Raw genomic sequence first — 24,059 nt, forward strand, 5'->3', positions numbered from 1 at the left:
ACGCTCTCGCCCTTCCCCGCCGCGTGATAGGAATCGCTCCCCCGCCACGGCTGCGTCGGCCGTCGGCCTTCACCTCCTGGCGGCGCCGGTGCCGGCCACCCGCCGGAGCACGACCTGACTCCCGTACCGGAGAAGCAGCCATGACCACCCGCAGCATCACCGACCGCCTGGGCGGCCTCGCCTTCGGCGGGGACTACAACCCCGAGCAGTGGGACGAGCCCGTCTGGAAGGAGGACGACACACTCATGCGCAAGGCCAGGGTCAACCTGGTCACCGTGGGCGTTTTCTCCTGGGCCCTGCTCGAACCGGAGGAGGGCCGCTACGACTTCGCCTGGCTCGACGCCCACATCGAGCGGCTGCACGCGAACGGCGTGGCCGTCGACCTCGCCACCCCGACCGCCTCCCCGCCGCCCTGGTTCACCCTCACCCACCCCGACGCACTGCCGGTCACCCCCGACGGCACCCGCCTCACCCACGGCAGCCGCGACACCTACTGCCTGGCCGCGCCCGCCTACCGCAGCGCCGCCCGCCGGATCGCCTCCGCCCTGGCCGAACGGTACGGCCACCACCCCGCCCTCGCGCTGTGGCACGTGCACAACGAGTACGCCACCCTCTGCTACTGCGAGCACGCCGCGGCGGCCTTCCGGGAGTGGCTGCGCGCGCGCCACGGTTCGCTGGACGCCCTCAACGAGGCGTGGGGAACGGCCTTCTGGAGCCAGCGCTACACCTCCTGGGAGCAGGTGCTGCCGCCACGCGCGACGCAGTGGCACAAGAACCCGGGCCAGACCCTGGACTTCCGCCGTTTCTGGTCCGACGAGACAATCGCCGCCTTCCGCGAGCAGCGCGACGCCATCCGCGCGCACAGCGACCGGCCGGTGACGACCAACCTGATGCTGCCCGCCTACCAGAACGTGGACCTGTGGGCCCTGGCCCGCGAACTCGACGTGGTCTCCTCCGATCACTACCCGGGGTCACCGGGTCTGGACGCCGCCGCCGACGTCGCCTTCCACGCCGACCGCGTCCGCTCCCTGGCCGGCGGTCTTCCGTGGCTGCTGATGGAACAGGGCACCAACACCGTCTACGACGGTGACCGGGTGCTCGGCAAGGAGCCCGGGGAGATCCTGCGCCACACCCTCGGCCACATCGCGCGCGGCTCGGAGGGCGCCCTCTTCTTCCAGTGGCGGCAGTCCCGGGCCGGCGCCGAGACATGGCACTCGGCAATGGTCCCGCACGCGGGGCCCGACAGTCGTATCTTCCGGGAGGTCACACAGGTCGGCGAGGCGGTCGCCCGGCTCGGCGAGCTGGCGGGCTCGACGGTCGACGCGTCCGTGGCCGTCCTGCACGACGCGGACGCCTGGTGGGCGTTGAGCGTCGACGGTCTGCCCTCCGCCGGCCTCGCTTACCACAAGGAGCTGAGCCGAGCGCACCGGGCGTTGTGGGACGCCGGCGTCACGGTCGACTTCGCCCATCCCGAGCACGAGTTGAACCGCTACGCGCTCGTCATCGCCCCGGCCCTGTTCCTCCTCTCCGACGCGGGCGCCGAGAACCTGCGCCGCTATGTCGCCGGCGGCGGGACGCTCCTCGTCCAGCACGCGAACGGATGCGTCGACGACCGCATGCAGGCCCGGCTCGGCGGCTATCCCGCCGGCCCGCTGCGCGACGCCCTGGGCGTCCGTGTCGAGGAGCACCGACCGCTGCGGGCGGATGAACGGATCGCCCTGTCGGACGGGTCGTTGGGCACGGTCTGGAGCGAGTCCCTGCACACCAAGGGTGCCGAGACGCTCGCCGCCTACACCCACGGCATGCTGGCCGGCAGCCCGGCGCTGACCCGGCACCGGTTCGGAACCGGACAGGGCTGGTATCTGTCCACTCGCCTCGACGACGCCGACTACGGCGCTCTGGTCCGCCGACTGCTCGACGAGGCCGGTGCCGGCCCGGAAGCACCGGGTCTGCCGGGCGGTGTGGAAGCCGTCACCCGGCACGCGCCCGACGGCCGCCGCTGGCACGTACTGATCAACCATGGCGCGGACGCCGTGCCCCTGCCGGAGCCCGTCCACGACCTGCTCACCGACACCACGGCCCATGAGCTGCCACCCGGTGATTGCGCGGTGCTGCGCAGGCCATGACACCCGACACCTCGAAAGGACCTGGTGACTTGTCAGACACCGGACCCGCCAACCCCGTGATCCCCGGCTTCCACCCCGATCCCAGCATCTGCCGGGTGGGCGAGGACTACTACGTCGTCTGCTCCAGCTTCGAGTACTTCCCCGGTGTGCCCGTCTTCCACAGTCGTGACCTGGTGCACTGGACGCAGATCGGCAATGCCCTGGACCGGCCGAGCCAGCTGCGTCTGGCGGCCGACGTGCCGTCGTCCGCCGGGATCTACGCCCCCACTCTCCGGTACCACGACGGACGCTTCTGGCTGATCGTGACCAATGTGAGCAAGGGCGGTGGCAACCTGGTCGTCACCGCCACGGACCCGGCCGGACCGTGGTCGGATCCCGTCCGGCTCCCCGGCGTGCCCGGCATCGATCCCGACCTGGCCTGGGACGAGGACGGCACCTGCTGGTGCACCGTCGCCGGGATCGCACAGGTCCGCATCGACCCGCACACCGGCCGGACGTACGGACCACCGCAGAAGCTGTGGTCCGGCACACCCGGCGCCAAGGCGCCGGAGGCGCCGCATCTGTACCGGATCGGCGACTACTGGTACCTGCTCATCGCCGTGGGGGGCACCGAGCGCGGCCACGGCGTGGCGATCGCCCGCGGCCGTACGCCGAGCGGCCCGTTCGAGCCCTGCCCGGCCAACCCGATCCTCACCCACCGGAGCACCGACCATCCCGTGCAGAACACCGGGCACGCCGATCTGGTCCAGGCCCCGGACGGCTCGTGGTGGATGGTGCTGCTCGGGGTACGGCCGGGCGGCGGCACGCCCGGCTGGCACGTACTCGGCCGCGAGTCCTTTCTGGCGCCCGTGACCTGGGTGGACGGCTGGCCGGTCGTCGGCGAGGTCGCGCTGGACCTGCCGGAGCTCCCTTGGCCCCTTGTCCCGGGCCCCGTCGAGGAGCAGCGGGACGACTTCGACCTGAGCGAACTGCGGCCGTTGTGGATCTCTGTGCGTGACCGTCCGGCAGAGCACTGCACCACCAAGGAGCGCCCCGGATGGCTGACGCTGCGCGCGCGGGGCGGCTCCCTGGACGAGCCCGACGTCGTCTTCACCGGCCGGCGCCAGCAGCACCTGTCGTGCCGGGCGCGCACCCTGGTCGATCCCTCGGAGGGATGCGGCGGCCTGGCCGTGCGGCTGGACGAGCGGCACCACTACGCCATCGAGGTGTCCGGGGGCGAGGTGCGGGTGGTCGCGCGGGTCGGCTCCCTGCGCACGGTGGTGGCCGCACAGCCCGTACCCGACGGGCCTGTGGTCCTCGGCCTCATGATCGGCGACCCGCCGCCTCCGCACGACGCCCGCACCGGCCCCGACGCCATCTCCTTCGGTGTCGAGCAGCCCGACGGCACCCTCAGCGTGCTCGCGACGCTCGACGGCCGCTACCTGTCGACCGAGGTCGCCGGCGGCTTCACCGGCCGCGTCATCGGCATGTACGCCGCGGCCGGCACCGTCCATTTCGACTGGTTCGACTACGAGCCCATCAGCCGCTGAACCGGCACCGCCCCATGGACCTGCACGGACAGGCAGGGCCGACTGTGGCGGCTGATCGCCACGGGTCGGATCACCATCCGCACGACCGACCGAAAGGAACGGCACGTGAAGGACATACGGCAACCCGCGCACCACCGGAACCGGGGTCCCGGACGCCTGGCGGCCCTGCTGCTGGCGCTACTCGTCATCCTGGGGCTGTCCGGTGGCAGCGCGTCCGCCGCGCCCGACGGCACCAGGGAGCCATCGCGGTCGGCGGTGAGGGTTCCGGCCGCCGCCAAGGACGCCGTGGCGGCGATGCAGCCCAGCTGGAACCTGGGCAACAGCCTGGACGCCATTCCGGACGAGACGTCCTGGGGCAACCCGAAGGTCACCAAGGATCTGTTCGACACCATCCGCGCGCAGGGCTTCCGCAGCGTCCGTATCCCGGTGACCTGGAACGACCACCAGTCAGCCAGCGCCCCGTACACCATCGACGCCACGTACATGAGCCGCGTCAAGCAGGTGGTGGACTGGGCGCTGGCCGACGGCCTCTACGTCGTGATCAACGTCCACCACGACTCGTGGCAGTGGATATCGAAGATGCCCACCGACCACGACAACGTGCTCGCCCGCTTCAACGCCACCTGGACTCAGATCTCCTCGACGTTCCGGGACGAGCCGCGCGCCCTGCTCTTCGAGAGCGTCAACGAGCCGGTCTTCGACAACGCCACGGACACCCAGAAGACCCAGCTCCTGAACGAGCTGAACACCTCCTTCCACAAGGTCGTCCGCTCCTCGGGCGGCGGGAACACCGACCGCCTGCTCGTCCTGCCCACGCAGGTCTGCACCCCGTCCCAGACCCTCATGGACGACCTGTCCACCACGATCGGCGCACTGCACGACAGCAACCTGGTCGCCACCGTGCACTACTACGGCTGGTACCCGTTCAGCGTGAACATCGCGGGCGGCACCCGGTACGACGACAACGCCCAGAAGGACCTGACCGACGCCTTCGCCCGCATGCACGACACGTTCGTCGCCAAGGGCATCCCCGTCTACCTCGGCGAGTACGGTCTGCTCGGATATCCCGACGACAACCACCCCTCCCGCATCGAGCGGGGCGAGGCACTGAAGTACTACGAGCATGTCGGGTACGCGGCACGCGCCGCCGGTGTCACCACCGCCCTGTGGGACCCCGGCTTCGCCTACCTGAACCGCTCCACCATGCAATGGCGCGACCCCGCCCTGTTCGCCTGGATCAAGTCCAGCTGGACCACCCGCTCGGCTACGGCCTCCTTCGACAAGGTCTTCGTACGGAAGTCGAGCCCGATCACCGCCCAGACACTCACCCTGAACCCGAACGGCACCACTTTCCAGGGCCTGTGGCAGGGCGACACCAAGCTGGTCGAGGGACGGGACTTCACCGTCTCCGGCGATCAGCTCACCCTCACGGCCGCCGCGCTGACCCGGCTGACCGGCAACCGGGAGTACGGGGTCAACGCAACGCTCCAGGCCCGGTTCTCCGGCGGGCTGCCCTGGCAGATCGACATCATCACCTATGACCCTCCGGTGCTGTCGAACGCCTCCGGCACGACCGGCTCGTTCACCATCCCCACGCAGTACCGCGGTGACGTGCTGGCGACCATGGAGGCCAAGTACGCCGACGGCAGCAACGCCGGCCAGGCCACCTGGACTCCGTTCCAGGAGTTCAACACGGCCTTCTCGCCGGACTACCCGGGCGGCAAGACCATCCTGACCTCCGACTTCCTGAACGCACTCCGCGACGGCGCACCGGTGACGCTGACGTTCCATTTCTGGAGCGGCGCCACCGTCACGTACCACGCCACCAAGTCCGGATCCTCGGTCACCGGCACGACGTCCTGACCGACCCGGCCCCTCGCCCTGGTTGCCCGCTCCCCGGGCAGCCAGGGCACACCCGCGACCCCGCGCGACCTCACTCCTCCTTCGGCACAGCCGTGCTCTCCCGGACCGTGAGGGTCGTCGCGATCTCCAGTCCGAGCCGCGGCACATCGTCGCCGCGGCCGAGCGCCAGGGCCAGCTCGGTGGCGGCTGTCGCCATCTCGGCCAGCGGCTGATGCACAGTGGTCAGGGGAGGATCCGCCCAGGCCACGGCCGGGACGTCGTCGTAGCCCACCACGCTGAGATCGTGCGGGATGCGCAAACCGAGCTCGCGCGCGGCCCGGTAGACACCGAGCGCCTGCATGTCGTTCGCGGTGAACACCGAGGTGGGGCGATCAGGGCGGGACAACAGCTCGCGCGCCGCGGTGTATCCGTGCTCGCGCGTGAGCTGGGTCTTCACCACCAGTTCGGGTGCCGCCGGCAGGCCGGCCTCCGAGAGAGCGGAGAAGTAACCGGACAGCCGGGCGCGGCAGTAGGGGTGATCCGGCCCGCTGATCATGGCGATGCGCCGGTGTCCCAGGTCGATCAGATGCCGGGTCGCCGTCTGGCCGCCCCGCCAATTCGTGGCGCTGACGAACGGCACGTCGTCGGGCAGCTCGTCGATCGGGTCGAAGACGACGAACGGGATGCCCTTCGCCTTCAGCTGTTCCCGCTCCGCATCGGAGAGCTGTGCCACCGACAGAACGCACTGAGGGCGCCGTCCGACCGTGTCGTCGATCATCCCCGCTGACTCGTGGGTTCCGAACGCGGACACCAGCAGCCCAACCCGATTCCTGCGGGCCACGCGCTCGACACCGCGGATGATCTCCACGGCCCACATGCTCTCCAGCTCACGGAAGACCAGCTCCACCAGATTGCTCCGGCTCTGGGGAGGCTTGCGGTAACCGTACTCAAGGATCAACTGCTCGACGCGGGCGCGGGTCTCGTCCGACACTCCGGAACGGCCGTTGAGGACCTTCGACACGGTGGGAACCGAGACACCCGCCGACTCGGCGATGTACGCGATCGTCACCGACGCGGGTCCCGCGCCACGCTCCTTGTCGTCATCCGCCGAAGATCTTCCCGATCGGTTGTCCGGCACAATCGCCTTTCCCCATCGCCTCGCCTGCTCCCGCCGCCATTCTGACACCTTCCGTTGAGCGCCTGTGACGGCCAGGAACGCGCCGTCGATGTCAGCGGTCAATGGGGCTTCGGAGCCCACGGGCCCACGCGCAGCGCTCGCGGCTACGAGGCGCCGTCCCGGTCCAGGTGCTCGCGCAGCCACTGCTCGGTGGTGTTGACGTGCATGAGGGCGGCGGCCTGGGCGAGGGCGGCGTCGCCGGCGGCGAGCGCGTGGTAGATCGCCTCGTGCTCGGCCAGCGTGCGGCCGGCGGCATCCTCGTCGACCAGTCCGCGCCAGACACGCGCGCGCAGCGTCCGGCTCGCGATGCCCTCCAGCAACGTGGCGAGCGTCGCGTTGCCCGTGGCCGCGATCACCGCGCGGTGGAACGCGGCGTCGTGCTCGTTGAGCTCCTCGACATCGTCGCGGGCCGCCTGCATCGCCTCCAGGTGTCGCTTCACCTCCGCGAGCCCCTCGGCCGAGATGCGGCCGGCGGCCAGGCCGGTGGCGACTGGCTCGAACAGTCGGCGGACCTCGGTGAGTTCCAGCAGAGTGTCGCCGCGCAGCAGCTCCACCGCGGATCCGATGCCGCTCAGCAGCAGTTCCGGTTCCAGGCTGGTCACGTACGTGCCGTCGCCGCGCCGGATCTCCAGCACTCGCGAGACGGCCAGCGCCTTGACCGCCTCCCGCATCAGATTGCGGGACAGCCCCAGCTCCGCGGCGAGCTGCTGTTCGGGCGGCAGCTTGGCACCCGGAGGAAGCTCACCCGACTGGACGAGCTCCCTGATGCGGTCGATGGCCTTGTCGGTCAATGACATGCTGCGCTACCCCCTGCTCATCCCCGGGCGTCGGCAGCGTACCAATACATCCCACAGCCCAGGAAGGAGCGGAGTGATCGCATCATCAGGGTTCGCATCGACTTGCCCGTACCCGCAGGTGATCGCCTCTCGATCGCTTTTGCGCGCGAGAGCGACGGACGCCATTCCCGTAGCGCCCTATAAATTCATCCCATGTCTCCTCGAGGGGTCGCCATGCTCACAGGTGTGAACGTCCAGAGCAGGTTGGTGCTGCTTCCGTAGGTCCACTGCTTGGTGACCGACCCCGATGCGACGTTGCCGCCGCCGTCGAGGACCAGGCCGGTGGCGCGGTTGGCGATCGAATAGTGGTCGCCGCCCCGGTGGGTGATCGTCCACTGCTGGTTGTTGCCACCGTTCCAGGCGGCCTGCCTGGCGGCGGAGCCGTCGGCGGTGGCGCCCCAGCCGTCGGCGACCATGCCGTTCGTGCGGTTGACCAGCCTGTAGCAGCCGCCCGGGACCTCCACCGCCTGCCACTGGAGGTTGGAGCTGCCGTCCCAGGTCCACTGCTTGAGGTTGGAGCCGGAGGCGACGTTGCCGCCGCTGTCCAAAGCGAGGGCGTTGGTGACGTTGGTGATCCGGAAGTGCGTCCCCGGGTTGAACTGGACTCTCAGCGAGGTGATCTGGTCGTTGTTGCCGGTGATCCGCAGGTCTGGGTTTTCGGTGGTGAAGGTCCAGGAGGTGCCGGTGAAGTCGTCCCCGGCGTAGCCGATCACCTGGTAGCCGGGGGCCGGCCGGAGGGAGGAGAGGGTGCGCGCGCCCAGTCCGGCCGCGATCAGGTCGGCCGCCGTGTAGTCGCCGAGGGCGAGCACGGCGGCGTCGCCGCTGTAGTCGACCTCCTTGAAGGCAACGGCTCCGGCGAGCGGCCGCAGGCCCGGGATCGTGCCGGAGAAGGCGAGCTTGAGGACGTAGGCGCCGGCGCTGTACGGGGCTGCGGACGGCAGGGTGACCATGAGACCGGAGGTGTTCTGGGTCGGCGTGGGCAGGTCGATGTAGGTGCCGGCGGTGGAGCCGAGCAGCTTCACCGAGGTCAGCGACGAGGTGTTCATCCGGTCCGAGTTGAGGGTCTTGATCGTCAGCGAGCTGCCGGGCCAGCCCAGGACGGTGGCGTAGAGGATGTTGTCGGCCTTGTTGCGGGTGAAGCGGATGTCCTCCGCGGTGCCGGCATGCGGGGTGGTGAACGAGCCGCCGCCCATCTTCGTCGGGCCCTCGCCGTACGCCGTCCAGGCGCGGGTCGCGTACACCGACTCGCCGAAGCGTGTCAGGTGGTCTCCGATACCGAGCAGGATGTCCTTCTGCGCCTGCGGGATGGTGCCGTCGGCCATCGGCGCGATGTTCAGCAGCATGTTGCCGTTCTTGCTGACCCGGTCGATGAACGAGTGCAGCATCTGCGGGATGGTGTAGTACCCGATGCCCTGGGTGTAGCACCAGCTGCTGCTGGAGATGCTGTCGTCGGTCAGCCAGTACGGGGTGGTGATGTCGGCCGGGCCGCCGCGCTCGTAGTCGAAGACCTCGCCCTTGCTGTTCATGCCGTCCTTGTACGTGGCGACGACCTCACGGCCCCAGCTGCCCGCCTGGTTGTAGTAGTACGACAGGAAGTTCAGGCGCTTGGTCTCGTCGACGGCGTCCAGCTTGAAGTCCTGCCACAGGATGTCGGGCTGGGCGCGGTCGATGACCTCCTTGAGCTTGTCGAACCACAGCTGGTTCTCCGCGGCCGGCCCCAGTTGCCCGTAGAGCTTCTTGAGGCTGCTGTCCGTCTGGGGGGATACGAATTCATAGAAGCCGTTGAAGTTGTACGCGTGGTGCATGGCCACCAGCAACTTCAGGCCCTTGGCGCGGATGGCCGTGGAGAAGAGCCGCAGCAGGTCGAGACCCGGACCCTTCTTCACCGAGTTCCACTCGTTGACCTGGCTGTCCCACATGGAGAAGCCGTCATGGTGCTCGGCGACCGGGCCGGCGAACTTGGCGCCGGCGTCGACGAACAACTGCGCCCACTCATCGGGGTCGAAGTTCCCGCCGGCCGACTTCAGCTTCGGCGCGAACTTCACGACGGTGCCCGCCAGGTCCCGCGCTCCGTTGATGAAGTGGTGATAGGGCCACGCCGATGGCTGGCCGTAGGTCGCGGTGTGGTGTTGGTTGGCCCGGCTGCCGGCCTGGTACATGCTGCGCGGGTACCACTCGTTGTCAAAGGCGGGGACGCTGAAAGCGCCCCAGTGGAAGTAGATCCCGAACTTCGCGTCCCGGAACCACTCCGGGGCCGGCGGGTGCTGGTCGACCGAGTTCCAGTCGGGCGTGTACGTGCTGGGCGCCGCCTGGGCGACGCCGGCGCCTGACACACCTCCACCGACGGCCGCCGCGGCCACGCAGGTGGCGTTGGCCAGGAACTGGCGTCTGTTGATCGAGCTCGGCATGGACACATCCCTGGGGCGGAGAGGAAGGGGGATCAGGGGACAGCGATTGGCATGGCTGCTTGTGCCTGGAGCGTCGCTTGTTAGGCACGAAGGTCGACCATGTCTCCCAGGGATGTCAACGGGCGTGCAGGGATGAAAAGCATCGCACAGCCAGTCAATTTGCATGATTTACACCTTTGGATGGGTGTTTGCGACTGCTGAAACATGGCATGTCTGGCAGCTACTTCGCGACCGGCTCCCTCACCGAAGGGGCAGGATTGATGGGATGGATCGCGATCCCGACTCCCCAGGCCCTCACTTTGAATGCGCACCGAGCTGGCACTTTGCAAGAGATCGAGCGAGAGACTGGACAGCACAGCAGGAGCGCGCCTATAAAGACATCCCATCTCTGTTGTACGGCGATAGACAGATGTCGTCGAGGCGAAACTTCTCCCGCTACGGGACCAGTACGAGGAAGCATCGATGAGACTCAGAACCGTCCTCTGTTCCGCCGTCTCCACCCTGTCCGCACCGGCGCTGCTCAGCGCATGTGGCAGCGGCTCCACCATCACGGGCGGCAGGGTCCAGGAGTGAATCAGGCGGCCGTCGCCGCCGAACACCGCCCGCCGCTCCCCCTCCGTCGCGGGGAGCCGGGTTTCCACCTGCTTCTCACAGGAGTCGCTGTCATGCCCTCTGCCGTGTCCCCTCCCTCGGCATCTGCCCGTATCACCGCCCTCGACGTCCTGGACGTGCGGTTCCCCACATCCGAGCATCTGGACGGGTCGGACGCGATGAACCCCGAACCCGACTACTCCGCCGCCTACGTCGTCCTGCGCACCGACGCCGGTGACGGGCTGGAGGGCCACGCCCTGGCCTTCACCACCGGACGCGGCAACGACGTGCAGGCCGCCGCCATCGCGGCCCTCGCCCCACACGTGGTCGGCCGGTCCGTGGCGGAGGTCTGCTCCGACCTGGGCGCGTTCTCCCGCTCCCTCGTGCACGATCCTCAACTCCGCTGGCTGGGACCCGAGAAGGGCGCCATCCACATGGCCACCGGCGCGGTGGTCAACGCCGCCTGGGACCTGGCGGCCAAGCGTGCGGGCAAGCCGGTGTGGCGCTTCCTCGGCGAGATGTCCCCCGAGGATCTGGTCGCGCAGGTCGACTTCCGCTGGCTCAGCGACGCGATCACCCCCGAGGAGGCCCTGGACATCCTGCGCCGCGCCGAACCCGGACGCGACGAGAGGATCGCCCGCCTGCTGGAACGCGGCTACCCGGCCTACACCACCACCCCCGGTTGGCTCGGCTACTCCGACGAGAAGCTGGCCCGCCTGGCCCGCGAGGCCGTCGCCGACGGCTTCTCCCAGATCAAGCTGAAGGTGGGCGGGTCCCTGGAGGACGACGTACGGCGCATGCGCACCGCCCGCGAGACGGTCGGCGACGGTGTCCGTATCGCCGTGGACGCCAACCAGAGATGGGATATCGCGCAGGCCATCGACTGGATGCGCGCTCTGGCGCCGTCCCAGCCGTACTGGATCGAGGAACCCACCTCCCCCGACGACATCCTCGGTCATGCCGCGGTCCGCAGGGCCGTCGGCCCCATCAAGGTCGCCACCGGCGAGCACATCGCCAACCGGGTCGTGTTCAAGCAGCTTCTCCAGGCCGGCGCGGTGGACATCGTGCAGATCGACGCGGCACGGGTCGGCGGGGTCAACGAGAACATCGCGATCCTGTTGCTCGCCGCGAAGTTCGGCGTACCGGTGTGCCCCCACGCCGGCGGCGTCGGTCTGTGCGAGATGGTGCAACACCTGTCGATGTTCGACTACATCGCCGTCTCCGGCGCCCTGGAGGACCGGGTCATCGAATACGTGGACCACCTCCACGAGCACTTCGTCGACCCGGTACGCATCGCCGACGGCCACTACCTGGCGCCGGAACTTCCCGGGCTGAGCGCGCAGATGCATCCCGAGTCGCTGAAGGAGTACGCGTACCCCGACGGCCCCGTCTGGACCGCCCGTGTCTGACGCCCTGGCCCTCGTCGATGCCCACCACCACGTGTGGAACCTGGACCTCCGGCCGCAGCCCTGGCTGGACGAGCCCGGGCACGAGCCGCTCCGCCGCAGCTTCAGCTCACGCGCCCTGCGATCGGCCGCGACCCGGCCGATCGCCGGACGGCGGCTTACGAGAACGGTGGTCGTCCAGTGCATCACGTCCGTACCCGAGACACGCGACCTCCTCGCTCTGGCCGACAGCGACCCGCTGGTCGGTGCCGTCGTCGGCTGGGCGGACCTGACGTTCCCGGCGATCGGCGACGTGCTCGACGAACTGCGCGCCCGGCCCGGAGGCGAGTACCTGCGGGCCCTGCGACACATCGTGCAGGACGAGTCCGATCCGGAGTGGCTACAGCGGCCCGCCGTCGAACGGGGCCTGCGGGCCGTGCAGGACAGCGGTCTCGGCTACGACGTGCTCATTCGCAGCCACCAGTTGCCCCAGGCGATCCGGCTCGCGGAAAGGCTGCCGGAGCTGCCCCTCGTCCTGGACCACGCGGGCAAGCCGCCTCTCGCACGGCGGGAACTGACCGACTGGGCCGAGCAGTTGCGCGGACTCGCCCGGCATCCCCAGGTCCGCTGCAAGGTGTCGGGGCTTGTCACGGAGGCCGACCACGAAAAGTGGACCGTCGACGACATCCGCCCGGTGTGGGATGTCCTGCTCTCCGCCTTCGGCTCCGACCGGCTGATGTTCGGTTCCGACTGGCCGGTCTGCGTCCTCGCCGGCGGCTGGAACCGCTGGGCCGCCACCGTCGAGGAACTCCTGGACGGCTGCTCGGCCACCGAGATCCACGCGGTGCTCGCCGGCACCGCGACCGCCTTCTACCACCTGACGACCGCCCCGTCGAAGGAGGGGACTCCGTGCTCCTGACGGAACTGCTGCACCCCGCAATCCTCGAATCCCTGGCCGGCTCGGGCCACGGCGCCCGCGTCCTGCTCGCCGACGGCCACTACCCCGCCAGTACGGCCACCGGGGAGTGGGCGCGGACCGTGCACCTCAATCTGCGGCCGGGCCTGCTGGACGTCACCACCGTGCTCGATGTCCTGCTGCGGGCGATCCCCGTCGAGTCGGCCCATGTCATGGTGGGGCCCGAGGGCGAACCGGAGCCGCCGGCCGTCGCCGAGTGCCGCTCCCGCCTGGCGCCCGCCCCGGTGGAGGCACTGGGCCGATTCGAGTTCTACGACGCCGCCCGCTCCCCCGACCTCGCGCTGACGATCGTCACCGCCGACATCCGTACCTACGCCAATCTGCTGCTGACCATCGGCGTCCGCGCTGAAGGGACCCTGACTCCACGATGACACTCGCAGTCCGCTACACGGCCGCCCGCACCCTGGACACGGGGCCGGCCGATACCCGCTCCCCCGGCCCCGGCGAGGTGGAACTGGCCCCCGCCTACGTCGGCATCTGCGGCACCGACCTGCATATCTTCCACGGAGACATGGACAGCCGGGTCGCCACCCCCGCGGTCCTCGGACACGAGATGTCCGGACGTGTCGTACGCGTCGGACCGGACGTGGAGGGCTGGCAGCCCGGTGACGCGGTGACCGTGATGCCGCTGCGCTGGGACGGCACCTGCCGCGCTTGCCTGACCGGCCACCAGCACATCTGCCAGAAACTCGACTTCATCGGCATCGACTCGCCCGGCGCGATGCAGCAGCGCTGGACAGTGCCCGCTTCGACACTCGTACGCCTGCCTGAGTCCGTCCCACTGGACCGGGCCGCGCTCGTCGAACCCACCGCCGTCGCCGTCCACGACGTCGGCCGGGCCGAAGTCCGTGGCGGGGAGCGGGTCGTCGTGGTCGGCGGAGGGCCGGTGGGCGTGCTCATCGCGCTGGTCGCGCGCGCCGAAGGAGCCGACGTTCGCGTCGTCGAGCCGAGCGCTCATCGGCGGCGGTTCGCCGCTGATTTGGGCCTGCTCGCCTGGGACCCGGCCGCCGGCGACGTGCCCGAGCTGGTGCGGCAGTGGACCGGCGACGCGGGTGCCGACGTCGCCTTCGAGGTCTCCGGGGCGGCAGGTGGCGTGGATACGGCGGTCGATGTCCTCGGGGTGCGCGGTCGGCTGTGCCTGGTGGCCATCCACCCCCGTCCCCGCGAGGTGAACCTACACCGCTTCTTCTGGCGCGAACTCACCCTCGTCGGGGCGCGGTTGTACGACCGCACCGACTTCGAGAGGGCGGTCGCCCTGGTGGCGGACGGCACGATTTCCGCGGAGCGGCTGATCAGCAAGATCGTGCCGCTCACCGAGGCACCTGCCGCGTTCGAGACGCTGGAGGCCGGTGGCGATGTGATGAAGATCCTCGTGGACTGCACCGACGAGACGGAGGCAGCGGCCGTATGAGCGCGTTCGACCTGACGGGCCGACTGGCTGTCGTCACAGGAGCCCGACGGGGCATCGGCCGGGCCATGGCCCGTGCTCTGGCCGAGGCCGGAGCAGACGTCATCGGCGTCAGCGCCAGTCTGGAGGAGTCCGGGAGCGAGGTGGAGAAGGATGTCCTCGCCACGGGACGCACCTTCGAGGCGATCCGCACGGACTTCGCCGACGCCGACGCCGTACGTGCTCTGGGCGCGGACCTCGCCGCACGGGCGCGTCCGGTGGACATCCTGGTCAACAACGCCGGCACCATCCGTCGCGCACCAGCGGCCGAACACACCGACACCGACTGGGACCTGGTGCTCCAGGTGAACCTCAACGCGCAGTTCGCCCTGAGCCGGGCGGTGGGCGCGGCGATGGTGGCCCGCGGCCAGGGGAAGATCATCTTCACCGCTTCGCTGCTCAGCTTCCAGGGCGGCATCACCGTCCCCGGCTACACCGCCGCCAAGCACGGCATCGCCGGCCTGACCAAGGCCCTGGCCAACGAGTGGGCACCGCACGGCGTCAACGTCAACGCTCTCGCCCCGGGCTACATCGCGACTGACAACACCCAGGCGCTGCAGGACGATCCGGTGCGCAGCAAGGCGATCCTGGACCGCATCCCTGCCGGGCGCTGGGGCACCGCCGACGACCTCGCGGGCGCCACCGTGTTCCTGGCCTCCGACGCGGCCGCCTATGTCCACGGCACCGTACTTCCGGTCGACGGCGGATGGCTGGGACGGTGACCCCCGATCCGGCTGTCACACCGGCCCAGGACGCGGCAGCGGCCATCGAGGCGGCCCGGGACAGCGGCATCCGGTACTTCGACACCGCGCCGCACTACGCGCTCGGCCTCTCCGAGCAGCGAGAGCGTACGGGTCTGGATCGCCTCGACGTCGTCTACGTGCACGCCCCCGACGCCCACTGACGGCAGGCCGCCGAGAAGCCCCGTCCACCCTTGCGGACCTGCGCGACCAGGGGGGTGATCGGCGCGATCGGCACCGGCATGAACCAGTCGGCCATGCTCGCCCGCTTCCTGCACGAGACTGCGGCCGATGTGGTGATGCCGGCCGGACGTACCCACGCCCCGGTGATCCTGCTGTTCACTCGGCTCCGGGGCTGAGCAGCCGCTGCCCTTGGGAGCCGTCGATCACGGGTTCACGGCGCCGGCCCTGGCGACCGTGGACCCGTTCAGGAGTGGTCGTCGGGGTACGGCAGCCCCAGGCGCGGCAGGAGTTCGGTTTCCATCCGTTCCCGACCACTTGTGTTAACGGTCACATCACCGCATGATTGTGGCGTCGGAATCCGAAGTGTCAAGAGTTCGCGCAGCATGGATTTCTCCGGGCTTCTTCCGCCGGGCCGGGCCCGGCGGCCGTGCAGATGATCGCTGAGGATGGACCCGCGCCCGCGTGACCGGTCACATGGCCGCACCGGCAAGGAGCAAGGAGCCAGCCATGCCGAGCGGCTACCGTCGCCTTCCCGGAGTGGGCACAGTGTGATGGGCACGGCCCCTGACGCCAGCGGCGCCCCCACCGTGACCATCCGCGATGTCGCGCGGGAAGCCGGCGTCTCCCACCAGACGGTCTCCCGCGTCATCAACGGCCACTCCGCCGTGGCGGATGCCACCCGTCACCGGGTCGAAGCGGCCATCGATTCGCTCGGATTCCGGCCCAACCACGCGGCCCGCGAACTCGCGGGCAAGGCAGCCCGCTCGCTGACCGTCCTCACCAGCGACACCAGCCTGTACGGGGCCGCCTCGACACTGCGCGGCATCGAAGAGGCCGCCCGAGCCGCCTCATTCGCGGTCGCGGTCAGTGTGCTGGACCGGCACGCCCATGCGGACCGGGCCGAGTTACGCGCCCGCCTCGCCCGGCCGGGCGAACCCGTCGTGGTCATCGCCTTCGACGCCCCCGGGGTGCATGCCCTGCGGCTGCTGCCCGCGGACACACCGGTGGTGGCCGCGGTAGAGCACCCCTCCGGCAGTGAGCCGGTTTCGTCTCGGCCGCAGGCCTGGCTGGACGACCGGCTCGCCGCCGCCCACGCCACCCGCCATCTGCTGGGCCTGGGCCACCGCACGGTGCACTACCTGGCGCTGCCTTCCTCGACCGCGGACGTGGCCCAGCGCACGCAGGGCTGGCTGGACGCGCTGCGCGCGGCCGGTGCCCCGGAACCGCCCGTGGCGGAAGGCGGCTGGACGCCGCGTACCGGCTACCTCGCCGCGCGGGAGCTGGTCGCGGACCGGACGGTGACCGCGGTGCTGTGCGGCAACGACGACGTGGCCGCCGGGGTGATGCGGGCGGCCCGCGAAGCCGGACGTCACATCCCCGACGACGTGAGCGTGGCCGGCTTCGACGACGTACCCGTCGCGGCCTTCCTCGCCCCAGCGCTGACTACGGTCCGACTCGACTTCGAGGGGCTCGGCCGCACCTGCTTCGGACTGCTGCACCGGCTGCTCGACCCCGCGGCCCCCGCTCCCGACCCCTGCGACGAGCCCGCCCTGATCGTCCGCGAGAGCACCGGCCCATGGCGCGGGACCGGCCAATAAGCGGCAGCGCGAGTGCCGTTCCGGCCACATGAGCCGAGTGCCGGACGCGCAAACAGCCTTCATCGGCCATCGACGGGCTGGTTGGCGCGAGGGGTGTTGACGTCCCACGGAGTCCGCCTATCATCCATGCTTGTCCGGCCTTCCGATTGTCGTTCGCCATACCGAACGACAATCCGGGTGGACAGGTTTGTGTCGGCCCCACAGACCACCGTTGACAGCCGTATCCCGGTGAGATTCCCCCCTACGTCACCGTGCCGGAGTTCGAGGACACGGGCGGCGACGTTCAAGGGAGCCATCCCCAGCCGACACAGGGAGTTTCCCCGTACCCGCACCCGACCGGCAGCCGCGGCCACCCGGTCGCCGGGGCCGTCAGCAGCCTTCCTCAACATGGGCATGACCGCACCACAGCCGTCATTGGGAGCGCTCCCAATGAGAACGCCTCGACCTCCAAGGAGAACCATGACTGTTGTGAAGCCACCCGGCCGATACCGAAACCTCGCGTTAGGTCTGCTGGCCGCCGGCGTGATGGCGGTGGCCGGGACCGCCGCGCCCGCGTCCGCCACTGCCACGGCCACTGACTCCGCCGCTGCCTCCGACTCCGTTCAGGCGTCCACCTTGGGTGCTCAGGCGGCCCAGTCCGGGCGGTACTTCGGGACCGCCGTGGCCGGCGGCAGACTCGGCGACGGCACGTACTCGACCATCCTGAACCGCGAGTTCAACATGGTCACCCCCGAGAACGAGATGAAGTGGGACACCACCGAGCGCTCCCGCGGATCGTTCAACTTCGGCCCGGCCGACCAGATCGTGAACCAGGCCACCTCGCGCGGACAGCGCGTACGCGGCCACACCCTGGTCTGGCACTCCCAGCTGCCAAGCTGGGTCAGCTCCATCGGCGACGCGAACACCCTGCGCAGCGTGATGAACAACCACATCAACGGCGTGATGGGCCACTACAAGGGCAAGGTCTACGCCTGGGACGTGGTGAACGAGGCGTTCGCCGACGGCGGCAGCGGAGCGCACCGCCCCTCGGTGTTCCAGAACCTGCTGGGCGACGGCTTCATCGAGGAGGCGTTCCGCACCGCGCGGGCGGCCGACGCGTCGGCCAAGCTCTGCTACAACGACTACAACATCGAGAACTGGACCGACGCCAAGACCCAGGGCGTCTACCGCATGGTGCGCGACTTCAAGGCGCGCGGTGTGCCCATCGACTGTGTCGGTTTCCAGGCCCACTTCGGCACCGGCGGCCCGCCGGCCAGTTTCCAGACCACCCTGTCGAACTTCGCCGCCCTCGGTGTGGACGTGCAGATCACCGAACTCGACATCGCGCAGGCGCCGACGACCGCGTACACGAACACGGTCAAGGCCTGCATGAACGTGGCGCGGTGCAACGGCATCACGGTGTGGGGCATCCGGGACACCGACTCCTGGCGCGCCGGGGAGAACCCCCTGCTCTTCGACGGCGGCGGCAACAAGAAACCCGCCTACAACTCGGCGCTCACCGCGCTGGGCGGCACCCCCGCAGTGAAGGCCGCGGCAAACACCGTGACGAAGGCCGCGGCAAAGACCCCCGCGAAGAGCCCGGCCTCCCCCGCCTCGTCGGCCGCCGCCCTGCCCGGCAGCTACGGCTGGAGCTCCAGCGGGGTCCTGATGTCCCCCAAGCCGGACTCCACCCACAACATCGCCGGGCTCAAGGACCCGACCGTGGTCTACTACAACGGCAAGTACCACGTGTTCGCCAGCGTCGCCAGCTCCTCCGGATACAGCCTGGTGTACCTGAACTTCACCGACTGGTCCCAGGCGGCCTCGGCCACCCACTACTACCTGGACCGCAGCGGAATCGGCACCGGATACCGGGCCGCACCCCAGGTCTTCTACTTCGCCCCCCAACGCACCTGGTACCTGGTCTACCAGACCGGCAACGCCTCCTACTCCACCAACACCGACATCAGCAACCCGAACGGGTGGAGCGCCCCGCGCAACTTCTACTCCTCGATGCCGGACATCATCAAACAGAACATCGGCAACGGCTACTGGGTCGACATGTGGGTGATCTGCGACAGCGCCAACTGCTACCTGTTCTCCTCCGACGACAACGGACACCTGTACCGCTCCCAGACCACCCTCGCCCAGTTCCCGAACGGGTTCACCAACACCGTCATCGCCGCCCAGGACTCCAACAAGTACGCCCTCTTCGAGGCGAGCAACGTGTACAAGGTGCAGGACAGCAACCAGTACCTGCTGATCGTCGAGGCCATCGGCTCGGACGGACGGCGCTACTTCCGCTCCTGGACCTCCAGCAGCATCGGCGGCTCCTGGACACCACTGGCCGCCTCCGAGAACAACCCGTTCGCCCGCGCCAGCAACACCACCTTCCCGGCGGGAGCCTGGACCAAGGACATCAGCCACGGAGAGCTGATCCGCGCCGGCTACGACCAGACCCTCACCATCAGTCCCTGCAAGATGCAGTACCTCTACCAGGGCATGAACCCCAACGCCGGCGGCGACTACAACACCCTCCCCTGGCGGCTCGGCCTGCTCACCCAGACCAACTCCTCCTGCTGACCGACCCGGAGACACCCGGTCTCGGCGCGGACATCAGCCCCCGGGACGCGCACCGCGCCGAGGTCCCTCCCGATCGACCCGGTCACTCCATCCAGCACACAGGCGGGTGCCGTCAGTGACGCCCCTGCGGCACCCCTCCGGGAAAGGAACCAAGGTGCCCACACGACCACGCGGACGACTGCTCCGCCTCCTTGTGGCCGCCGCTCTGACGGCCACCGCGTTCACCACCGCCTCGGTCCACTCGCCGGCTCAGGCCGCGCCGGGCAGTCCGGCGCTCACCCCGCCGCTCGGCTGGAACAGCTGGAACAGCTTCGGGTGCGGGGTCACCGAGGCACAGGTCCGCCAAGCCGCCGACGCGATGGTGTCCTCGGGCATGCGGGACGCCGGATACCGGTACGTGGTCGTCGACGACTGCTGGTTCGACCCGCAGCGCGACGCCGCGGGCAACCTGCGGGCCAACCCCACCAAGTTCCCCGGCGGGATGAAGGCACTCGGGGACTACATCCACCAGAAGGGCCTGAAGTTCGGCATCTATCAGGTGCCCAACGAGCGCACCTGCGCCCAGGGCACGGGCGGCTACCCGGGGTCCACCGGCAGCAAGGGGCACGAGACCCAGGACGCTCGCATGTTCGCTTCCTGGGGCGTGGACTACCTCAAGTACGACTGGTGCTCCTCCGCCGGCACCCGGGACGAGCAGGTCGCACGGTTCACGCTCATGCGCGATGCCCTGCGCGCGACCGGGCGCCCGATCGTCTACAGCATCAACCCGAACAGCTTCCACGCCATCACCGGCGACAGGTACAACTGGGGCGAGGTCGCCGATCTGTGGCGGACGACCGAGGATCTGCTCGACATCTGGCAGAACGGCAACACCAACAGCTATCCGATGGGCGTGGGCAACGTCCTGGACGTCACCGCGCCGCTGGCCGCGCAGTCGGGTCCGGGCCACTGGAACGACCCGGACATGCTCGTCGTCGGCCGACCCGGCCCGTCGCTGACCGAGTCCCGCTCCCACTTCGCCCTGTGGGCGCTGATGGCCGCGCCGCTCATGGCGGGCAACGACATCCGCACCATGTCGGCCGACGTGAGCGCGATCCTGCGCAACCCGCGCCTGTTGGCGGTGAACCAGGACCCCCTGGGCGCGGGCGGGCGCAGAGTGCGCGACGACGGAGACACCGAGGTGTTCGCCAAGCCCCTGTCCGACGGCTCGGTCGCCGTGGGCCTGTTCAACCGGGGCGGCGGCGCCGCGACTGTCACCACCACGGCGGCCCAGGCCGGTCTGTCCGGCGGGTCGTTCACCCTCACCGACCTGTGGACCGGGGGCACTTCGAGCACGACCGGCCAGATCTCGGCGAGCGTGCCCGCACACGGCGTCGCCGTGTTCCGGGTGACCGGGGGCACCCCGCTGGCCGCCGCCACGTCCCGGCTGCGCGGCAACGGGTCCGGCCGTTGCCTGGACGTGGAGAGCGCCTCCACCGCGGCCGGGGCAAGGACACTGATCCAGGACTGTCACACCGCCGCGAGCCAGCTGTGGACCACATGGGCCGACGGTGAGGTCCGCGTCTTCGGCGACAAGTGCCTGGACGCCTACGACCAGGGCACCACCAACGGTACCCGTGTCATCACCTGGCCCTGCAACGGGCAGGACAACCAGAAGTGGACCGTGAACTCCGACGGGTCGATCCGCAACGCGCACGCCGGCCTGTGCCTGGACGTCGACCAAGCCGGCACCGCGGGCGGAACCCCGCTCGTCCTGTGGACCTGCGACGGCCGGGCCGGCCAGAAATGGAGCCGTGCGTGAGGCCCGATCGCGGCGGTGTCCGCCCTGGCGGCCGTCCAACGTCACTCGTCGACCAGCCCTCCGTGGAGGCCACGATGCTCCCTGCCCGGCCCACCCCGACCCATGCGAGGCTCGGCCGAGCCGTGGCCTGGGTGGTAGCCCTCGTCCTGGCGTTCGCCGTCGTCCCCGCCGCGGTACAGCCCCCGGCGGCCAGGGCGGACAACCCGATCGTGCAGCACATCTACACCGCCGACCCTGCCCCACTGGTCCACAACGGCCGGGTCTACCTCTACACGGGGCACGACGAGGACGGCTCCACCAACTTCACCATGAAGGAGTGGCGGGTGTGGTCCTCCGACGACATGGTCAACTGGACCGACCACGGCTCGCCGCTCAACCTGGCCACCTTCAGCTGGGCGTCCTCCAACGCGTGGGCGGGGCAGACCACCTACCGCAACGGCAAGTTCTACTGGTACGTGCCGGTGACGAACCGGGCGACCGGCCGGATGGCCATCGGCGTGGCGGTGTCGGACAGCCCCACCGGGCCGTTCCGTGACGCCATCGGCCGCCCCCTGGTGGAGAACGGCGAGATCGACCCCACCGTCTTCGTCGACGACGATGGCCAGGCCTACCTGTACTGGGGCAACCCGAACCTCTGGTACGTCAGGCTGAACGCCGACATGACCTCGTACTCGGGGAGTCCGGCCAAAATCCCGCTCACCACCGCGGGCTTCGGTACCCGCGCCGGCGACCCCAACCGGCCCACGCTGTTCGAGGAAGCGCCCTGGGTCTACAAGCGAGGCGGCCTGTACTACATGGTGTTCGCGGCCAAGTGCTGCTCGGAGTTCATCGCCTACTCCACGGCGCCCGGCCCGACCGGACCGTGGACCTACCGAGGGACGGTCATGCCCACACAGGGCAGCAGCTTCACCAACCACCCGGGCGTCATCGACTTCAAGGGCAACTCGTACTTCTTCTACCACAATGGTGCCCTGCCGGGAGGCGGCGGCTACACCCGCTCGGTCGCCGTGGAGAAGTTCACCTACAACGCCGACGGCACGATCCCGACCATCACCATGACCAGCACGGGAGCGCCCCAGGTCGGCACGCTCAACCCGTACGTACGCCAGGAGGCCGAGACGATCGCCTGGGGCTCCGGGATCGAAACCGAGCCGTCGAGTGAGGGCGGGATGAACCTCGGATGGCTCGAGAACGGCGACTACGTCAAGGTCAAGGGCGTGGCCTTCGGCACCGGCGCGTCCTCCTTCACCACCCGCGTGGCCTCGGCGACCGGCGACGGCACCGTCGAAGTCCGAGTGGGCGGTCCGAACGGGACGGTCGCGGCCCGGTGCGCAGTACCGAACACGGGCGGCTGGCAAACCTGGACGACGGTGTCCTGCCCGGTCAGCGGGGCGACGGGAACCCAGGACCTGTATCTGCGGTTCACCGGCGGCAGCGGCTACCTGGCCAACGTGAACTGGTGGCAGTTCACCCCGGCCGCCAGTGACCGGTTCTGACCACAGCATCAGCGCACGTGGCGCAGCCGGATGGTGGGCGCCGGGCCGACCGCTTCGAACCGAACCTCGATGGGCCCGGGGGCGCCCGGGGCGGCTGGAGCGGTCTTCCGCCTGCCGCCCCGGGCACCGGCAGGCCGCGTGACAGGTGGCCGAGAAGACCGCGTGTCGCGGCGGGGTCCGATGGGGAACGCTATCCGAACAGGCGCCGCTGGATCTCCCGCCGGTAATCCTCGAGCGTCCTGTCGAGATGTGCCGCCGTGGCCTGGGCCGCCTCGTCGGGCCGGCCGTCACGAATGGCTCGGTAGATCGCCTCATGCTCCTCGACCGCCGACTCGGTGCCCTCGCCGAGCCTGTCGTGGATCCCGATCGCGCTCGACTGCCGCTGTAGTCGCCGTGCGTCCCGCACGGCGCTGACGAGGAAGGTGTTGTGCGAGGCCGCGGCGACGCCCGCGTGGAAGTCCTCATCCGCCTGGTTGAACACATCGACCTGACCGTGGACGAACCCGTCTCGGCACTGCTGCGTGGCGGCTTCGATGGTACGCAGCTCGGCGGGCGTGGCACGGGTGGCGGCCAGACTGCTGGCAGCCATCTCCTGAATCCTCCGGAACTCGAACAGCATGAGGACGTGATCAAGGTCGACGGGGCGGAAAAAGCCGCCCCAACGGCTGGTGAGGAGCATGCCCTCGTCGTCCGCGACGAACAGTCCGCGCCCCTTGTGCGCCCGGACCCGGCCAAGCGCCGAAAGGATCTTCACAGCCTCACGCACCACCGCCCTGCTGGTATTCAGCATCTGGGCCAGATCGTTCTCTGTGGGCAGCCGATCGCCCGCCACCAGACGGGCCTCGGCGATGAACTCGAGGATCCGCTCCGCGACGACTTCGTAACCGGGGCGATAGTCACGCCGCTGGCCCGAGCCGTTCACCGCTGCCGCCTCGGCGTAAGAGACCTGCGCAGGCAAGGCCGCTTCGGCTGCGGGCGTGTCGTTCATCTGTCGTGCCTCCGGGGTGACTGCGACGAGGGCCGCTGATCGCTGTGGAGCCGCGCTCATCGTACCGCAGGCAACAATGAGTCGTACTCATTCGGAGATGACTCCACGCCATAGACTTCTATGGCAATTCGGAAGATTCATGAATCTGTTGGGCATAGTTCGGCCTCAACTTTGCGCCATCATCCATAAATCATCGAGAAGACAGCCACACACACCCTTGACGGATGCCTCGATAAGGCGGCTAATTTCTTCCGAGACGGCAGCGGCACAGCCGTCCGCGCTACCCGACGCCCGGCCGGGACGGTCCGGCGTCACCTCATCCGCGCCGCTGCTCTGCCGATCTGCTCGGGCCGCCTGCTAACCCAGGAGAGTCG

General features: G+C 69.5%; 16 protein-coding genes and 1 pseudogene. 13 read left to right on the forward strand and 4 right to left on the reverse strand.

Going from position 1 to position 24,059, the window contains the following annotated elements; all coding sequences use genetic code 11:
• The first annotated feature begins 140 nt into the window (after nt 1-140).
• The 3 genes from ACZ4WQ_RS12700 (at nt 141) to ACZ4WQ_RS12710 (ending at nt 5,518) form a co-directional block, all read left to right on the forward strand.
• The gene (locus ACZ4WQ_RS12700; RefSeq protein WP_398372378.1) at nt 141-2,126 is read left to right on the forward strand and encodes a beta-galactosidase; all 1,986 of its coding nucleotides are present in this window, start codon (nt 141-143) and stop codon (nt 2,124-2,126) included.
• A complete protein-coding gene (locus ACZ4WQ_RS12705) occupies nt 2,123-3,655 on the forward strand; it encodes a glycoside hydrolase family 43 protein (RefSeq protein ID WP_468022190.1) in 1,533 nt (510 codons plus the stop codon). The genes ACZ4WQ_RS12700 and ACZ4WQ_RS12705 overlap by 4 nt, the downstream gene beginning before the upstream one ends.
• A 105-nt stretch (nt 3,656-3,760) precedes the next feature.
• The gene (locus ACZ4WQ_RS12710; RefSeq protein WP_398372374.1) at nt 3,761-5,518 is read left to right on the forward strand and encodes a cellulase family glycosylhydrolase; all 1,758 of its coding nucleotides are present in this window, start codon (nt 3,761-3,763) and stop codon (nt 5,516-5,518) included.
• A 70-nt stretch (nt 5,519-5,588) separates the two neighbouring features.
• Here ACZ4WQ_RS12710 and ACZ4WQ_RS12715 read toward each other — a convergent pair whose 3' ends face one another.
• The 3 genes from ACZ4WQ_RS12715 to ACZ4WQ_RS12725 form a co-directional block, all read right to left on the reverse strand.
• On the reverse strand, nt 5,589-6,566 hold the full coding sequence (locus ACZ4WQ_RS12715) for a LacI family DNA-binding transcriptional regulator (protein WP_361188671.1): 978 nt from the start codon (nt 6,564-6,566) through the stop codon (nt 5,589-5,591).
• Between the two features lie 212 nt (nt 6,567-6,778).
• Entirely contained in the window at nt 6,779-7,471 is a 693-nt protein-coding gene (locus ACZ4WQ_RS12720) for a FadR/GntR family transcriptional regulator (RefSeq protein ID WP_385339844.1), read from the reverse strand.
• A gap of 185 nt (nt 7,472-7,656) precedes the next feature.
• Nucleotides 7,657-9,918, reverse strand: a complete 2,262-nt coding sequence (locus ACZ4WQ_RS12725; RefSeq protein WP_398372371.1) for an alpha-L-fucosidase — start codon at nt 9,916-9,918, stop codon at nt 7,657-7,659.
• Nucleotides 9,919-10,583: 665 nt separating this feature from the next.
• Here ACZ4WQ_RS12725 and ACZ4WQ_RS12730 point away from each other — a divergent pair.
• The 10 genes and pseudogenes from ACZ4WQ_RS12730 (at nt 10,584) to ACZ4WQ_RS12775 (ending at nt 22,697) form a co-directional block, all read left to right on the forward strand.
• Complete coding sequence (locus ACZ4WQ_RS12730; RefSeq protein WP_398372369.1) at nt 10,584-11,918, forward strand: enolase C-terminal domain-like protein; 1,335 nt, start codon at nt 10,584-10,586, stop codon at nt 11,916-11,918.
• Nucleotides 11,911-12,813, forward strand: a complete 903-nt coding sequence (locus ACZ4WQ_RS12735; RefSeq protein ID WP_398372367.1) for an amidohydrolase family protein — start codon at nt 11,911-11,913, stop codon at nt 12,811-12,813. The genes ACZ4WQ_RS12730 and ACZ4WQ_RS12735 overlap by 8 nt, the downstream gene beginning before the upstream one ends.
• On the forward strand, nt 12,804-13,241 hold the full coding sequence (locus ACZ4WQ_RS12740; protein ID WP_398372364.1) for an RbsD/FucU domain-containing protein: 438 nt from the start codon (nt 12,804-12,806) through the stop codon (nt 13,239-13,241). The genes ACZ4WQ_RS12735 and ACZ4WQ_RS12740 overlap by 10 nt, the downstream gene beginning before the upstream one ends.
• Nucleotides 13,238-14,281 carry a zinc-binding dehydrogenase gene (locus ACZ4WQ_RS12745; RefSeq protein WP_398372362.1) on the forward strand — a complete coding sequence of 348 codons (1,044 nt, stop codon included), beginning with the start codon at nt 13,238-13,240 and terminating at the stop codon, nt 14,279-14,281. The genes ACZ4WQ_RS12740 and ACZ4WQ_RS12745 overlap by 4 nt, the downstream gene beginning before the upstream one ends.
• A complete protein-coding gene (locus ACZ4WQ_RS12750) occupies nt 14,278-15,039 on the forward strand; it encodes an SDR family oxidoreductase (RefSeq protein WP_385339856.1) in 762 nt (253 codons plus the stop codon). Before ACZ4WQ_RS12745 ends, ACZ4WQ_RS12750 begins: the two co-directional genes overlap by 4 nt.
• Nucleotides 15,024-15,371 (forward strand): annotated as a pseudogene (locus ACZ4WQ_RS12755) (hypothetical protein); the annotation flags it as partial. The gene ACZ4WQ_RS12750 and the pseudogene ACZ4WQ_RS12755, both read left to right, overlap by 16 nt.
• 420 nt (nt 15,372-15,791) lie before the next feature.
• Nucleotides 15,792-16,838 (forward strand): LacI family DNA-binding transcriptional regulator, encoded by a 1,047-nt coding sequence (locus tag ACZ4WQ_RS12760; protein WP_398372359.1) that lies wholly within the window; start codon nt 15,792-15,794, stop codon nt 16,836-16,838.
• Nucleotides 16,839-17,297: 459 nt separating this feature from the next.
• Nucleotides 17,298-19,400, forward strand: coding sequence for a glycoside hydrolase (locus tag ACZ4WQ_RS12765; RefSeq protein ID WP_398372357.1), 2,103 nt, complete (start codon nt 17,298-17,300; stop codon nt 19,398-19,400).
• A 154-nt stretch (nt 19,401-19,554) separates the two neighbouring features.
• Nucleotides 19,555-21,201 (forward strand): glycoside hydrolase family 27 protein, encoded by a 1,647-nt coding sequence (locus ACZ4WQ_RS12770; RefSeq protein WP_468022191.1) that lies wholly within the window; start codon nt 19,555-19,557, stop codon nt 21,199-21,201.
• Between the two features lie 74 nt (nt 21,202-21,275).
• Nucleotides 21,276-22,697 (forward strand): glycoside hydrolase family 43 protein, encoded by a 1,422-nt coding sequence (locus ACZ4WQ_RS12775; protein WP_398372352.1) that lies wholly within the window; start codon nt 21,276-21,278, stop codon nt 22,695-22,697.
• Between the two features lie 190 nt (nt 22,698-22,887).
• Here the strand turns inward: ACZ4WQ_RS12775 and ACZ4WQ_RS12780 are convergent, their stop codons facing one another.
• Nucleotides 22,888-23,685, reverse strand: a complete 798-nt coding sequence (locus ACZ4WQ_RS12780) for a FadR/GntR family transcriptional regulator (protein ID WP_361188701.1) — start codon at nt 23,683-23,685, stop codon at nt 22,888-22,890.
• Nucleotides 23,686-24,059: the final 374 nt, after the last annotated feature.

It is taken from the genome of Streptomyces sp. NPDC028305 (genome assembly GCF_055569495.1).